Origin of the sequence: Micromonospora violae, from assembly GCF_004217135.1 — a bacterium.
GTDB lineage: Bacteria > Actinomycetota > Actinomycetes > Mycobacteriales > Micromonosporaceae > Micromonospora > Micromonospora violae.
Genome location: NZ_SHKK01000001.1, coordinates 6025655 through 6040690, shown reverse-complemented (window position 1 = coordinate 6040690; position 15036 = coordinate 6025655). Strand labels below are relative to the sequence as shown.

Below are 15036 nucleotides of genomic sequence, written 5' to 3'. Positions count from 1 at the left end.
GGTCCCACTAGTGGGATCGATCTCCCACCGGCCCGTACCCCCGTTGGGCCGGTTCCCTCACACCGGAGGTACCACGTGCGCAAAGTCGCAGTGGGTCTGCTCGGGCTCTCACTGACGGCGACAGGCCTGGCGTTCGGACCGTCCGCCAGCGCCGCGCCACAGCCGAAGTTGCCGACGGCCGCGCCGTCGGCGGCCGAGCCCGCCCATGTGGACCATGATCTGCCGAACCCGCTGGAGGACAAGCGGCGCGCTCTGCGCCAGGAGGGCCTGAGCGAGGTCCTGACCGGCAAGTCCAAGGCGCAGAAGATCAACGGCAGCACGGTCGTCAAGGTTGGCAAGACCCAGGCCAAGGGGACCAACGGCCGCATGGCCAAGTCGAGTGCGACCTCGACCGAGGATCAGTACGTCGAGCTCTCCCGGGAGCGCACCGACAAGATCTTCGTGATCCTGGCCGAGTTCGGTAACGAGCGGCACCCCAACTACCCGGATCAGGACACTGACCCGGACACCGCCGGTCCGACCCGCTTCGACGGCCCGCTCCACAACGAGATCCCGGCCCCCAACCGAGCGGTGGACAACTCCACCATCTGGCAGCCGGACTTCAACGCGGACCACTACCGGCAGCTCTACTTCGGCACCAACCCCGGTGACGAGTCGCTGAAGCAGTACTACGAGGCCCAGTCCTCGGGCCGCTACAGCGTCGAGGGTGAGGTCACCGACTGGGTCAAGGTCAAGTACAACGAGGCCCGCTACGGTCGCTCCGGCGGCTACCCGTGCGCCTCGAACGTCTGCACCAACACCTGGAACCTCGTCCGCGACGCCGCGAACCAGTGGGTTGCCGACCAGAAGGCCGCCGGTCGCACCGACGAGGAGATCGCCGCCGACGTCAAGTCGATGGACGAGTGGGACCGGTACGACTTCGACTCGGACGGCGACTTCAACGAGCCGGACGGCTACATCGACCACTTCCAGATCGTCCACTCCGGCGGTGACGAGGCCGACGGTGACCCGCACCAGGGTGAGGACGCCATCTGGAGCCACCGTTGGTACGCCTTCGCGTCCGACCAGGGCAGCACCGGTCCGGTCAACTTCCCGGCCGGCGGCACCCAGATCGGCAACACCGGCGTCTGGATCGGTGACTACACGGTTCAGCCCGAGAACGGCGGCCGTAGCGTCTTCTACCACGAGTACGGCCACGACCTCGGCCTGCCGGACGACTACAACGTGATCAACGGTGGCGACAACAACAACGAGCACTGGACCCTGATGGCCCAGAGCCGGCTCGGCGCCAAGAACGACGCCGGCATCGGCGATCGTGGTGGCGACCTCGGCGCGTGGAACAAGTTCCAGCTCGGCTGGCTCGACTACGAGGTGGTCGTTGCCGGGCAGAAGAAGACCTTGACGCTCGGCCCGCAGGAGTACAACTCGCCGGAGGCCCAGGCCGTCATGGTCGTTCTCCCGAAGCGGGAGTACACCTTCGAGAACGGCGCGCCGGCCGAGGGCAGCAAGCAGTTCTTCTCCGGCAACGAGGACGACCTCAACAGCACGCTGACCCGCACCCTGGACCTCACCGGGAAGTCGACGGCGGCGCTGTCGATGAAGGGCCGCTACAGCATCGAGGCCGGCTTCGACTACATGTTCTTCGAGGCGTCCACCGACGGCGGCCAGACCTGGACGCCGATGCCGGGCACCGTCAACGGCCAGCCGATTCCGGAGATCTCTCCCGGACGTCCGGCGCTCGACGGCACCAGCAACGACCAGTGGGTCGACATCAACATCCCGCTGGACGCGCTGGCGGGCAAGGTCGCGCAGTTCCGGCTGCGCTACCAGACCGACGGCGGTGTGTCCGAAGGCGGCTTCTACGGTGACGCCATCACCGTGACCGCGGACGGCCAGACCGTGCTCTCCGAGGGTGCCGAGACCGGCGCGCCCGGCTGGACCCTGGCCGGTGGCTTCGAGATCGTCGCGGCCACGTACACCCGCGAGTTCGAGAACTTCTACATCGCGGGCACCCGGTCGTACATCTCGTACGACAAGTACCTCAAGACCGGCCCGTACTTCTTCGGCTACTCGAACACCCGCCCGGACTACGTGGACCACTACGCGTACCAGGAGGGTCTGCTGATCTCGTACTGGAACCTGCGGTGGGCGGACAACGACACGTTCGCGCACCCGGGTGAGGGTCGCAACATGATCATCGACGCGCACCCGCAGCCGATCTACAACCTGACCGGTGCTCCGTGGCGGGCCCGCGTCCAGGTCTACGACGCGCCGTTCAGCCTGAAGAAGGCCGACTCGTTCACGCTGCACCTCAACAGCCGGGCCGAGTACATCCGCGGCCAGGCGGCGCAGCCGCTGTTCGACGACACCAAGCAGTACTGGTACCCGGAGCTGCCGAACCACGGCGTCAAGCTCCCGGCCACCGGCACCAAGATCAAGGTGCTGGAGCAGGACGGCATCAACACCAAGATCCGCATCTCCTGATCGTCGGATCGCGCGACACCCGCACCACCGCGATGCCCGGGCAGGTCACCTGCCCGGGCATCGCCCTTTCCCGAGGCGACCCCAGGCGGCCGGTGCGGAACCCCGGCGCGCCCGATCGCGTCCGATCGCTCGTGCACCCGCGAACCCGCACCATCCTGACCAGCGCCGGCCTTGCCCTCGCCCTGGCGCTGACCGGCTGCGCCACCGACACCCGCAACGGAGACACCGTGTCCGCCGAGCAGGACCCGTCCGCCACCCCACCCACCGCCACACCACCCGCCGTCGCGCCGGGAGGCTCGTCCCCGGCCGGCCGGCCGACCCGGTCCCGGCCCCCGCTGCCGACCATGGGCCCGCCCACCGGGCCACCCCGCGAGCCGACCGACCTGCGGAAGAAGAACCTGCTCGCCGGCCGGATCAACAGGGGCGGCGACGGCCCTTGTTACGGGCTGATCACCGACGACGGCAAGCAGTACGCGCTGCACGGGCCTGGCCTGGGGACCTTCGGAGTCGGCACTGTCGTTCGGGTCACCGTCGGGCCGGCCAACCCAGCGGTCGACTGCGGCCCGGGCACCCCGGCCAGCATCGTCAAGATAAGCACCGTCGGCTGAACCAGCACCGCCGGTCCGAGGCGCCCCGGGGTCGGCGAAACGGCCGCTCGGCGCGGGGGTCCTAGGCTGTCAGCCATGACTGACCAGCGCGGCGGGGCCGTCGACGAGTCCTGTGTCCTCACCGAGGGGCCATGGACACACCGTTTCGTCGGCGCCAACGGCAGCCGGTTCCACGTGGTCGAGGCCGGCACCGGGCCGATGGTGCTCTTCCTGCACGGCTTCCCGGAGCACTGGTGGGCCTGGCACCAGATGCTGCCGGCTGTCGCCGACGCCGGCTTCCGGGCCGTCGCCGTCGACCTGCGCGGCTACGGCGCCAGCGACAAACCACCCCGGGGGTACGACGGCTACACCCTCGCCGCCGACATCGCCGGGCTGATCCGTGCGCTCGGTGAACGGTCCGCGACGATCGTCGGCAGCGGCCTCGGCGGCATGGTCGCCTGGACGGTCGCCTCGTTCCACCCGTCCCTGGTCCGCCGGCTCGTCGTGTTGGGGGCACCGCACCCGCTGCGGCTGCGCGCCGCCATCTTCGCCGACCCGCGCGGGCAGTTCACCGCCTCCACCCCGGCGTTGAAATTCCAGCTACCCCGCTACGAGCACGTGTTGACCCGCGACGGCGCCGCCGCCGTCGGCGAGATCATGCGCCGCTGGGGCGGCCCCCGATGGGTGGCCGGGCCGGACTTCGAGACGTACGCCGAGCGGTGCCGGGAGGCGATGCGCATCCCGCAGGCCGCCTTCTGCGCGCTGGAGGGTTACCGCTGGGCGTTCCGCTCGCTGCTGCGGCTGCACGGCTACCGGTTCGTCCGGCTGATGCAGAAGCCGCTCTCCACCCCGACCCTGCAACTGCACGGTGCCGTGGACGCCGCCTCCCTGCCCCGGACCGCCCTGGGCTCCGGCCGGTACGTCGTCGCTCCGTACGAGTGGCGACTGCTCGACGGGGTGGGGCACTTCCCGCACCTGGAGGCACCGGAGTTGGTGCTCGGCGAGATCCTGCGGTGGGCGAAGACCTGACTGGTCAGACCCGCTGCTCCCGCAGGTCGGTGACCTCGGCGGCCGGCGCCCAGCCCTGGTAGACGCCGAAGTCGAAGACCTCCAGCCGCATCGCCTCGGCGACCGGCCAGCGACCACCCGTGTACTCCACCCGCAGCCAGGCGTCGTGCTCGCCGAGCACGATGAACGGCTGCCCCTTCCAGGTGCAGGTGGTCCGCACGTACGCCAGATCCTCGATCTCGCTGGCCGGCAGCACCCGGACGTAGCGGCCCGGGCGAACCTCCTCGAAGCCGTCGCCCGGCTCGGGCTGGTAGAGGCGGATGTCGTCGCCGTCCGGGCTGGCCTGGTATTCCCGGCCCTGCCAACGGGCCACGTAACCATCGCGCATCACGCCTCCCCGACCCGTCGCCAGGTGACCGAGTCGGTGTCCAGCTCCGCGACCACCCGCTCGGTGCCGTCCGCGCCGACGCGCCAGAGCTGGGCACCGTGCGGCAGGCGGGCGCTGTCCACTTTGAACTCCGCCACCACGTCGCTGCTCTCCCCCGGAGCGAAGCCGTTGCCCCGGAACGGCGGGCGTTCGATGACCCAGCCCTCCATGGCCCGCATCGCCGACTCGTTCTGACCGCCGTACGGGATGCGGTAGAGGCTCGGCCGGTGCGCCGGCCACCGCAGCACGTAGATCTCCTCGGCGTCGGGGGCGAACGGTGAGCCGGGGTAGCTGAGGCCGAGCGCGTCGTGCAACTGGGCCGGTGTGGACAGGTGGGACAGCTCACCGGCCCGGTGCACGAACCCGGACACCCGGTCGTACCCGCGGTCCAGGTAGTAAGCGAGCTGACTGGGCGCGATCGCCTTCTGCATGACCGTCGGCCGGGCCGGGTCGACCGCAGCGGGCGCGTACCGGGGGCGGGCGGTAGGCTCGGCCACGGCCGGCGCTTCCTCCTGGTCCACCTCCAGGTCGTCCCCGAGCCCCACCTCGGCGGCCCAGTTGGCCAACGCGACGATCTGCTCGCCGGGCAACTTGGCGCCGACCGGGGTGCCCGGGTTGACGGCGAACGACCAGTCCTCGTCGGGCCAGCGGCGGATCAGTTGGGCGAACTTCACCCGGACCGTGTCGATGTCCCCCTCGACATGATCGGCGAGGCGCTCCGGCGACGTGTAGACCACCACGTACGTCTCGCCGTCGAGCTGCCCGGTACGCCAGACGAAACCCGAGTCCCCCGGGCGGCTGCCGCGCACCGAGTCCGGTGCCGCCGGTAGCAGCACCCGGGCCAGCAGCAGCGTGGACAGGAAGGTGTCGGTGCTGCCGGAGGTGGCGGCACTGAGCAGGTCCTCCTCGACCGTGTTGGCCGGCTCGAAGTCGACCGGCGTCGGCTCGTCGGCCGACGGGCGCGGACCGTCGTCGGCGATCGTGCCCTCGCCGTCGGCGCGGGCCGTACCGGCCAGGTCGACAGACGAGTCACCGCTGTCGGCGAAATCCACGTCGACCGGAGCATCGGTACGCATGTCACCCAGACCGGGCTGGTCGGCCTCGGTCGGCGCGGTGGGGTGCGGGGCGGACGGGCTCGGGGCCGGCGGAGCAGGGCTGAACGACGGGGGCGCGGACGGGCTGGGCTCGAAGGTCGACGGACCGAACAGGCCCGGGTCGGCGGGCACCGAACCGAACGGCGGTGGGGCGGTCGCGGCAGGGCTGGGAGACGACGGGCTGAACAGGCCCGGACCGGAGGGTGCCGCACCGAACGGCGGTGGGGCCGCGTCGGTGGGGCTGGGCCGGCGGGCCGCCTCGACCGGCGCACTGCTCTCGACCGGGTCGGTGAGGTCGCGGGACTCGATGATGGTGCCCTCGATGACGATGGGCGTGAAGCCACGGCGCGGCGCGGGCGGCCCGGAGACGGGTTCCGCGACGGACGCCGGCAGATCTTCCACCGGCCCGAACCGGCCCGGCCGGTCCTGGGGGATCGCCTGGGTCTCCTCCGCCGACCGACCCGGTCGGCCAGGCGCACCGGCCAGCGGAGGCTCAGTGGTCATCCGGAACGCGCGGGTGGGCTCCTCGGCCAGCGGGTTGTGCCGGCGTGGCGGCAGCGGCTGGGTGATTTCCTCGCCGGACGGCGGTACGCCCACCCCACGGGGTACGCCGAGGCCGCCCTCCGGCCGACGGATCGGCTGGGTGGCCGTCGGGTCCGCGGCCATCGGGAAGGCCCGCGTCGCGGTGTCGTCGCCCGGCGCATCGGCTGGGCGGCGGCGAGGAAACGGCTGGCTGCCTCGGCCGAACCGGGTCGGCGGGGCCGCCCGGTCACCGGGACGACCCCCGCTCGCGGCCGGGTCACGGGCCGGGCTGGGGTCGAAGAAGGAACGCCGAGGTGCCGCCTGCGGGCCACCGTTGCCGTTACCCACGGCGGGGCCGTCAACATCACCCGGCCGGGTCGGTGCCGGCCAACCCACGCCCGGCCCAGGCTGGTCGGTGGTGGGGCCGGCGGACGCCAACGGGGTGAACCGGGACGGCCGCCCGGAACGGGGCAACGCTCCGGTGCCCGGGGCGGGCCGGGGCGGTTCGGTCGGGTGCCGTTGACCGGCGGCGGGCAGGTCCTCCTCGCCGGGCCGGCGAGCCGGCTCAGCAGGGACGGGGGGCCGGGGGGCCGGGCCCGGCACCGGTGGGGCACCGACCCGGGGCACCCCGCCCCGGCTGGGCCGTCGGGGTGCGAGCGGAGTCGCCTCAAGCCCCGGCGCGGCCGCCCCTGTCGCGGGAGGCGGTCCAGCGGCTGGCCCGCCGTCCCGAGCGGGCATGCCGGGCCGGGTACGCGCCAACGTCTCGGCTCGTTCCAGCCGGGCGCGGGCACCCATGGCCCGGCCGGGCAGTCGTACGTCGCCTCGGGACAGCTGCGACACGAACCAGGCCGGCAGGTAGCCCTCCACCGGCAGGCCCGGATTCACGGCGAGCCACCACTCGTGGTTGGGCCAACTGGCCGCGAGGTCGGCGAAGGGGATACGTCGGTTGCCGCCGGCGTGGTCGCCGAGGCAGGCCCGGAGTGCGGCGGCGGAGGTGAAGGCCAGGACGTGGGTCCGGCCGCCGGTGGTCCAGGTGCCCCATCCGGCGGGTGGTTGGCCAGGCTGTGTCGGCGCGGAGACCGGCAGCAGCACATCGGTGCGGGACAGGAGCCGGAAGTAGAGCTCCTGGTCGTTGGCGCGCAGCGCGTCGCGCATCGCCACCTCGGCCTCCGTGGCCGGCTCCCATTCGGTCACGGCCACCTCCCCTTCCGAGAACAGGCCACAGGTATCGCGTACAACCTACAAGGTGGTACCAAGATCACAATGGCTGGCCGGCGGCGGTCCGCCGGGGCGCGGAGGAGGCGATAGCATCCCGTTCCGGAGCCGACACGATACGGAGGGTGTCGATGTCCCGATCGATCACGCGCCCGGTCCTCGCAGGTCTGGCCGCCAGCCTGTTGACCGTACCGGGCCTCCCGGTCGTCGCCGCCACCGCCGGGCTCCGGGCGGCACCGATGTGCGCGACCCCACTCTCCCCCGTCCGGCCGGTCGCGGCCACACCCTGGCCACAGCAACGCTACGACCCCGCGCGGCTCGCGACGCTGGCCACCGGCGCCGACGTGACCGTGGCGGTGGTCGACTCCGGGGTGGACCGGGTGCACCCGCAGTTGGCGGGGCGGGTGCTGGCCGGCACCGACCTGCTCGACCCGGGCGGGGACGGCGGTCGGGACTGCGCCGGGCACGGCACCGGTGTGGCGAGCATCATCGCGGCGGCGCCCCGCCCCGACGTCGCCTTCCGCGGCCTGGCACCGGGTGCCCGGATCCTGCCCGTGCGGGTGAGTGAGCAGCAGGTGGTGCAGGGGCGGGAGTCGGGGCGTACGGTCAGCGCCGACGAGTTCGCCCGGGCCATCCGGTGGGCCGTCGACCACGACGCCGACGTGGTGAACCTGTCCGTGGTGCTGTACGCCGACGACCCGGAGGTCCGGTCGGCCGTGCGGTACGCGGTCGACCGGAACGTGGTGCTGGTGGCCGCCGCCGGCAACCTGCACGACAGCGGGGACCCTCGCCCGTTCCCCGCCAGCTACGACGGGGTGCTCGGCGTGGGCGCGATCGGGGCGGACGGTGGGCGGGCGACCTTCTCGCAGACCGGCCCGTACGTCGACCTGGTGGCACCGGGCAGCGAGGTCCTGACCGCCGCACCTGGTCTGGGCCACCATCGGGTCGAAGGCACCAGTTACGCCGCGCCCTTCGTGGCCGCCACCGCCGCGTTGCTGCGCGAATACCGGCCGGAGCTGACCGCCGCCCAGGTGGCGCAGCGGATCATCGCCACCGCCGATCCAGCACCCGGGCCGGGTCACGGCGGCGGGTACGGGGCCGGGGTGTTGAACCCCTACCGAGCGGTCACCGAGACCAGCGGCGGCGGCGCGGCCGGTGCGCGCCCGGTCGCCGCGCTCGCCGACGATCGGACCGACCCGGCGGAGCTCGCCCGGCAGTCCCGCCGGGCCGCCGCGCGGGACCGAGCCCTGCTGGTCGGCGCGGTGGCCGGCCTGACAGCGGTCACCGTGGTGCTGCTCGCCCTGGTGGTGCCCCGCGGGGTCCGTCGACGCTGGCGCCCGGCCGGCCCGGCCTGAGCCCGCCCACGCCCGGCGCTGCCCGCCGGCCGGCTGCGGGCCGGGCGCTGGCCCGGACACGGTCAGCGCTCCCGGCCCACAACGCTCACTGGAACAGCCCGGTGTTCTTCTTCTCGGTGTCCAGGTAGTCGGCGGCGGAGTCGTTCACCGCCAGCCTGATGTCACGCAGCATCCCCTGCAGGTCCTGCGAGGCCGAACGCCACCGCGCCTGCCGCTGCTCGTAGGCCTGCCGCGCCTCGCCCGACCAACTCGCCACCAGCGGGGCGGCGTCCCGTTCGAGTTGGCCGAGTTGCGCATCGAGGGTGTTCAACGCTTTCTGGATGTCAGCGCCGGCCTGCTGTAGCGCGGCGAAGTTGACGACCAGCACACCATGGTCCATCGGATTCCCTCCCCAGCGGGATCAGAGCGGCAGTTGGATGCCGCCGCGGTTCGTGCCGGCCACCCGGCTGGCCACCTCGTCGTCGGACACGTCGTACTGCCGGCCGGCGGTGCGGATCGCGCCGGCGGTCTCGCGCAGCGCTCGGTGCAGCGCCGCCTGGTCCTGTGACCACTGCTGCTTGACCTGCTCGAACGATCGGCCACCAGCGCCACGCCAGGCCTGCTGCAACACCTCCAGCTCGGCCAGCAGGCCGGTCAGCATGGACTGCAACGACTGGTCCACCTGCTCGAACTTCGCGGCGGTCTGCTGCATCACCGCAGCTTCTGCCTTGGTCTGGGACACCTGGACGTCACCTCGTCTCTCGGATCGCACCTGGCTGTCGCCGCGCCCACCGTGGGGCGACGCGTCGTCGCCTACCCGGTCGTCGAACACTGAGACACGGGTCAGCGAAGGAGTTCGTAGCTGACGGTAGCGACCTCGTAGCGGTTCTGCTACCCCGTGGGCTTCCCCTGTGGACAACCGGGGAGCCATCGGTCGCTTACGATGTGCGGCAGCCACGTCGCGGCGTGTGACGGGCCGCCGACGGGCGGCCGGCCGTCCCACCCGGTCCCCACTGGTCGAGGAGGCACGGTGCCGGCGATCACCACAGGCGCGCGAGCCGGCCAACTCGTCACCGCACAGGTCGCAGCGACGCTCGTCCTGGTCGCCCTCGGCCGACCCGCACCGGTCGTCGCGGTGGTCGTCCTGGTGGCCGTGCTGCTGGTCGTGGTCGCCTGGGTGCCCGTTCGCGGGCGGTGGCTCTTCGAGTGGCTCGGCACCGCCATCGGGCACCTCACCCGCCGGCGGGCGCTGGCCGGGCCGGCCGGAGCGGCCGACCTGCTCGACCTGGTCGCCCCGGGCACCGTTGTCCGCTCGACCGAGCTGACCGGCGGGCCGGCGGCCGTCCTGGAGGACACCACGGGCCTGGTCGCGCTCCTGGAACTCGGCGACCCGGGCGACCTGCTGGGCGACGTGTCCCAGCCGATCCCCGCCCCGGCCGCGTTGCTCCCTCCGGCCGGGCCGGACCAGCCCCCGCTCGTGGTCCAACTGCTGCTGGCCGGGGCGCCGGCACCGGTGCCGAGCGCCGGCGGCACGGTCGGCACGTCATACCGGCAGCTCACCGACGGCCGGCTCGCCGGGCGCGAACGGGCCGTCGTGGCGGTCCGGGTGCTGCGGGTGAACGGTTGGTCCGAGGAGGACCTGCGCCGCGTCCTCGCCGGCACGGTTCGCCGGATCCTCCGCCGACTCGAGCCGCTGGCCGCCCGGCCACTCGGGGTGCCTGCGGCGCTGCGCGTCCTGGCCGAGCTGGCCCACCACGAGGGCGATCCGGTCCGGGAGTCCTGGCCGGTGATCCGGTCCGGCACCCTGGTCCAGGCCACCTTCCGACTCATCCGGTGGCCCGGCGCGGACAGTGCGCCCGGACGCCGGCTGGTGCCCCGCCTGCTCGCGCTGCCGGCGACGGCCAGCACGGTGTCGCTGTGCGCAGGGCCGTCGCCGACGATGCCGTCCGGCCCATCGTCGACCACCGGAGTCCCGACCGAGCTGACCGTACGTCTGGCCGCCGCTACGACGACCGAGCTGGCGGCGGCCACCGAGGCGCTGATCCACGTGGTGACCGACCTGGGCGGAAAGCTGCGCCGGCTCGACGGCGGCCACCTGGGCGGGCTGGCCGCCACGCTGCCGTTGGCGCTGACGACACCCGCGGCGCAGCCCCGCCCACCGGCGTCCGGGGCGCGACCAGGCCCAGCGGTGGACGGGGGAGGGCTCTCGCTGGGCGACGCGGGGATGCTGGTCGGTACCAACCGACACGGTCGGGCCGTCACCGTGCGCCTGTTCCGGCCGGAGAACACCCGCGTGCTCCTGGTCGGCGGGGTACGCGCAGCCCAACTGGTGGCCCTGCGCGCGTTGGCGCTCGGTGCCCTGGTGGTGGTGCAGACCGCCCGGCCACGCGCCTGGGAGCCGTTCATCCGGGGGGTTGGCGCACCGGGCGGCACGATTCCGTTGCTCCCGCCCGGCCGGGCGGTCGCCGACGGTGTGGGCACCGCGCTGCGTCCGCTGCTGCTGATCGTCGACGCCGGGCCGGTGGCGGCCGATGCCGCGCCGGGCCCGCCGTGGCGGGCCACCCTGGTGGTACGCGACGAGCTGACCCCGGCCGATGTGGACGCGTTGAGCCGGGCCGACCTGGCGTTGCTCCAACCGCTGACGGCCGCCGAGGCCACTCTGGCCGGTGCCGCGCTGGGGCTGGGCGGGTCGGCCGAGTGGTTGACCCGGATCCGGCAGGACATGGTGGCCGTGGTCAACCGTCGGGCGCTGCGCTGGGCGCTGCTCTCCCCGACGCCGATCGAGGCGCAGCTGATCGGGCCGCCGACGCGCGGCTGAACCACCAGGATGGGCCAGCTGCCGGGTTACGCCGGTGCGTGGTCCGTGGCACGATCCCCGCCATGGGTTTTCTGAAAGGTCTGCTGATTAGGCTGGCCAGCACCGCTCTGGCTTTCTGGCTGGCCACGTTCCTCATCCCGGGCATCTCCCTGGAATCGAACTCGGCCACCGAAACGGTGACCACGCTGCTGCTGGTGGCGGTGATCTTCGGCGTGGTCAACGCGGTCCTCCAGCCGATCATCAAGACCGTCGGCTGTGGCTTCTACCTGCTGACCCTGGGTCTCATCGCCCTGGTGGTGAACGGGTTGCTGTTCCTGCTCACCAGCTGGATCGCCGACCAGGCCGGGCTGCCGTTCTCGGTGGACGGTTTCTGGCCGGCGGCCGTACTCGGCGCCCTCTTCGTGAGCATCGTGACCTGGATCCTCGGCGCCGTCCTCGACCGGGACTGAGACCAGCCAGCACCGACCCCGGCCCGCCCGGGGCTCCGACCTCGGCCGGCGCCCCGGGCGGGCCGACAACCAAATGTCGGGAATTGGCCGGCCTCGGCGGCCACCTCGACGGTTACCGTCGCGACATGTTCTCGCTGACCTCCACCGATGGCTACCTGCTCAGCACCGATCCGGCACGGATCGACCTCGACCTGGTACACCACTGGTTGTCCACCGACGCGTACTGGGCGCTCGGACGAGACCGGGAAACCACCGCGCGGGCGTTCGCCGGCTCACTGCCGTTCGGCATCTACCGGCCGGAGGACGGCCGGCAGGTGGCGGTGGCCCGGGTCGTCACCGACCGCGCCACCTTCGCCTGGCTCTGCGACGTGTACGTCGACCGTCCGGCCCGGGGTCGAGGGCTGGGCGGGTGGCTGGCCGGCGCGGTCCGCGACCACTTGGCCGAGCTGGGCGTACGCCGGATCCTGCTCTGCACCAACGACGCACACCAGGTGTACGCGGGGGTTGGCTTCACGCCGCTGGAGGTTCCGGAGCGGTGGATGCAGCTGGACCGCCGTCCCCCGGTGACGCCGATCACCGGAAAGGAACAAAGCAGCAGTACGCCCCTTACGGTGGAGGCGTGACGCCACTCCGCCTGGGATACCTCTACGGCCTCGGCGCGTACCTGCTCTGGGGTTTCTTTCCGCTCTACCTGAAGTTGCTGCGACCCGCCGGCCCGCTGGAGATCCTGGCCCACCGGATCGTCTGGTCGGTGCTCTTCGTGGCCCTGCTGCTGGCGGCGCTGCGCAACATCGGCTTCCTGCGGGCGCTGCTGCGCCGCCCGTGGGCGGTGGCCGGGATCGTCGCCGCCGCCGCGCTGATCGCCGTCAACTGGGGCACCTACATCTACGGGGTCAACTCCGACCGGGTGGTGGAGACCGCGCTCGGCTACTTCATCAACCCGCTGGTCGTGGTGCTGCTCGGGGTGACGGTGCTGCGGGAGCGGCTCCGCCCGGCGCAGTGGGTGGCGCTGGGGATCGGCGCGTCGGCGGTCACGGTGCTCACCGTGGACTATGGCCGGCTGCCCTGGCTGGCGTTGACCCTGGCGTTCAGCTTCGCCGGTTACGGCCTGGTCAAGAAGCGGCTCGGGCTGCCGGCGGCCGAGGGGCTGTTCGTCGAGTCGGCGGTGCTGGCGTTGCCGGCTCTGGGCTACCTCGGCTGGCTGACGGCGAAGGCCGACCTGACCTTCGGGCACGTCTCGGCCGGACACACCGCGCTGCTGGTGCTGGCCGGCGCGGCCACGGCGATTCCGCTGCTGCTGTTCGCCGGGGCGGCCAACCGACTGCCCCTGAGCAGCCTCGGCATGGTCCAGTACCTGGCGCCGATCCTTCAGCTCGGCTGCGGTGTGTTGATCTTCCACGAGCCGATGCCGCCGGCCCGCCTGGCCGGTTTCGCGCTGGTCTGGCTGGCCCTGATCGTCTTCACCGCCGACGCCGTCCGCACCTCCCGCCGCACCCGAACCCGCACGCCCCGCCACACCCCACCCCCTGCTGCGGTCGATCATGGAGTTGTGGTGCCCGCCCAGCACTAGTTCGGGCGATTTGTCACCCACCACAACTCCTTGATCGACCCGGATGGGCGGGCGGGGCGGGCGGGCGGGGCGGGGGCGGGGGCGGGGTGCGGGCGGACGGGCTTGGGCTGGTTATGGGACGGCGTAGGTGAGTAGGGGGGTGCCGTCGGCTTTCTGTAACTCCACGCTTACCAGCTCGGCGTCGGTGAACCGGGTGGCGCCGGTGAAGCTGAGGTCGTCGCCCGGGGCCGCCAACCAGGAGCCGATCTGCTCGGTGGCACCGTTCGGGCCGCGCGCCACCAGCCGGAACGGGTACGCCTTGCCGTAGCTCGTCCGCGCGTCGTACCCGCAGCGCATGGTCACCTCCGTGCCCCACTTGGTGCCGGTGAGCCCGAGGTCGGCGTGCACCGGCCCGGCGGCGGCCACCGGTCGCATCGCCACCATCGACACCTGCGGCGCCGGGGTGCCCTGCGCACCGGAGGGCCTGGAAGGGCTGACCGGTCGAGGCAGCGCCACGGCGGTACCCACACCGACCAGCAGCGCCAGGCCGGCGGCGGCCAGTGTGGTCAGCGCGTACCGTCGCCGGTCCGCGGAGCGTTCCCGACGACGACGCCGACGGGCCTCGTCGAGCAGCGCGGGCACCCGGGGCGGGGCCGGCGGCGGCAGGATCTGCTCCAGCCCGGCCGGGTCGAGACGCCCGAGCAACCCGGGCAGGACGGCGATCTCGGCGACCGCCTCCCGGCACGAGGCGCAGCCGCCGAGGTGTCGCTCGTAGGCCGCCCGCTCGGCCGGGGCCAGGGCACCCAGCACGTACGCGCCGTCGTCGTAGGCGAACTCGCACCGGGTCATCCCGTCACCCCCATCTCGGCCAGGACCAACCGTAGAGACCGCAGCGCGTAGTGGGTGCGGGACTTCACGGTCCCTGGCGGCACGCCCAAGCGGGATGCCGCCTCGGCCACCGACCGCCCCTGATAGAAGCACTCCACCAGCACTTCCCGGTGGGTCGGGCTGAGCCGGTTCAGCGCCTCGGCGACGGTCCACGCCTCCACCGCCCGTTCGGCCTCGTCGATCACCTCGGGCGGTTCGGGCAGATCGTCGGTGAACACCTCGCCGACCCGGGTGGATCGCCGCCGCCAGGCGTCGATCGCCAGGTTGCGGGCGGTGGTGAACAGCCAGGACCGCACCGATCCACGCCGCGGGTCGAGTGACTCCGGATGTCGCCAGGCCCGCAGCAGCGTCTCCTGTACCAGGTCCTCGGCCCGCTGTCGGTCCCCGTTGACCAGCCGCAGGGCATGGGCGTACAGCGCCTCCGCGTGCTCGTCGTGCAGCGCGCGCAGCAGTTGGGCGTCGTGGTCGCTGATGGCGGTCTCCTCGCTTCCGGCGCGCGTCCGGCGGTGCGTCCGCCCGGGAATACGTGCGGTCACGCCGATCGGTTCAGCCCGAGGTCAGACCGGTTGCGGGGTGGTTGCCGCCCACGAAGGTGTTCATGCCCGGTTCACACCGTGGCCGACGGGCGCTCACCACGTCCTCCTAGCGTCCGGCTGGTACG

General features: G+C 72.7%; 14 protein-coding genes. 8 read left to right on the top strand and 6 right to left on the bottom strand.

Annotated features, from left to right (window positions below):
• The first annotated feature begins 90 nt into the window (after window positions 1–90).
• The 3 genes from EV382_RS27295 to EV382_RS27285 all read left to right on the top strand — a co-directional run bounded on the left by EV382_RS27295 (window position 91) and on the right by EV382_RS27285 (window position 4100).
• Entirely contained in the window at window positions 91–2484 is a 2394-nt protein-coding gene (locus EV382_RS27295) for an immune inhibitor A domain-containing protein (protein ID WP_208758657.1), read from the top strand.
• A gap of 131 nt (window positions 2485–2615) precedes the next feature.
• Complete coding sequence (locus tag EV382_RS27290; RefSeq protein WP_130406491.1) at window positions 2616–3092, top strand: hypothetical protein; 477 nt, start codon at window positions 2616–2618, stop codon at window positions 3090–3092.
• Between the two features lie 75 nt (window positions 3093–3167).
• Complete coding sequence (locus tag EV382_RS27285) at window positions 3168–4100, top strand: alpha/beta fold hydrolase (RefSeq protein ID WP_130406489.1); 933 nt, start codon at window positions 3168–3170, stop codon at window positions 4098–4100.
• Between the two features lie 4 nt (window positions 4101–4104).
• Here EV382_RS27285 and EV382_RS27280 read toward each other — a convergent pair whose 3' ends face one another.
• Window positions 4105–4470 carry a hypothetical protein gene (locus tag EV382_RS27280; RefSeq protein WP_130406487.1) on the bottom strand — a complete coding sequence of 122 codons (366 nt, stop codon included), beginning with the start codon at window positions 4468–4470 and terminating at the stop codon, window positions 4105–4107.
• Window positions 4467–7316 carry an SseB family protein gene (locus EV382_RS27275; RefSeq protein WP_130406485.1) on the bottom strand — a complete coding sequence of 950 codons (2850 nt, stop codon included), beginning with the start codon at window positions 7314–7316 and terminating at the stop codon, window positions 4467–4469. Before EV382_RS27275 ends, EV382_RS27280 begins: the two co-directional genes overlap by 4 nt.
• 152 nt (window positions 7317–7468) lie before the next feature.
• On the opposite strand from EV382_RS27275, the gene mycP reads away from it, so the two are divergent.
• A complete protein-coding gene (mycP, locus tag EV382_RS27270; protein ID WP_130406483.1) occupies window positions 7469–8692 on the top strand; it encodes a type VII secretion-associated serine protease mycosin in 1224 nt (407 codons plus the stop codon).
• Window positions 8693–8777: 85 nt separating this feature from the next.
• Here the strand turns inward: mycP and EV382_RS27265 are convergent, their stop codons facing one another.
• Together EV382_RS27265 and EV382_RS27260 are read right to left on the bottom strand one after the other, a co-directional pair.
• Complete coding sequence (locus EV382_RS27265) at window positions 8778–9071, bottom strand: WXG100 family type VII secretion target (protein WP_130406481.1); 294 nt, start codon at window positions 9069–9071, stop codon at window positions 8778–8780.
• Window positions 9072–9092: 21 nt separating this feature from the next.
• Entirely contained in the window at window positions 9093–9413 is a 321-nt protein-coding gene (locus EV382_RS27260) for a WXG100 family type VII secretion target (RefSeq protein ID WP_030334170.1), read from the bottom strand.
• Window positions 9414–9614: 201 nt separating this feature from the next.
• On the opposite strand from EV382_RS27260, the gene eccE reads away from it, so the two are divergent.
• The 4 genes from eccE to rarD all read left to right on the top strand — a co-directional run bounded on the left by eccE (window position 9615) and on the right by rarD (window position 13508).
• On the top strand, window positions 9615–11489 hold the full coding sequence (gene eccE, locus EV382_RS27255; protein WP_130406479.1) for a type VII secretion protein EccE: 1875 nt from the start codon (window positions 9615–9617) through the stop codon (window positions 11487–11489).
• Window positions 11490–11551: 62 nt separating this feature from the next.
• Complete coding sequence (locus tag EV382_RS27250; RefSeq protein WP_130406477.1) at window positions 11552–11938, top strand: phage holin family protein; 387 nt, start codon at window positions 11552–11554, stop codon at window positions 11936–11938.
• Window positions 11939–12063: 125 nt separating this feature from the next.
• Window positions 12064–12561 carry a GNAT family N-acetyltransferase gene (locus EV382_RS27245; protein ID WP_130406475.1) on the top strand — a complete coding sequence of 166 codons (498 nt, stop codon included), beginning with the start codon at window positions 12064–12066 and terminating at the stop codon, window positions 12559–12561.
• Entirely contained in the window at window positions 12558–13508 is a 951-nt protein-coding gene (gene rarD / locus EV382_RS27240; protein WP_130406473.1) for an EamA family transporter RarD, read from the top strand. Before EV382_RS27245 ends, rarD begins: the two co-directional genes overlap by 4 nt.
• A 111-nt stretch (window positions 13509–13619) precedes the next feature.
• On the opposite strand, the gene EV382_RS27235 is transcribed toward rarD, so the two are convergent.
• Window positions 13620–14336, bottom strand: a complete 717-nt coding sequence (locus EV382_RS27235) for an anti-sigma factor family protein (RefSeq protein WP_130406471.1) — start codon at window positions 14334–14336, stop codon at window positions 13620–13622.
• Complete coding sequence (locus tag EV382_RS27230; RefSeq protein ID WP_051708644.1) at window positions 14333–14848, bottom strand: sigma-70 family RNA polymerase sigma factor; 516 nt, start codon at window positions 14846–14848, stop codon at window positions 14333–14335. Before EV382_RS27230 ends, EV382_RS27235 begins: the two co-directional genes overlap by 4 nt.
• Between the last annotated feature and the right edge of the window lie 188 nt (window positions 14849–15036).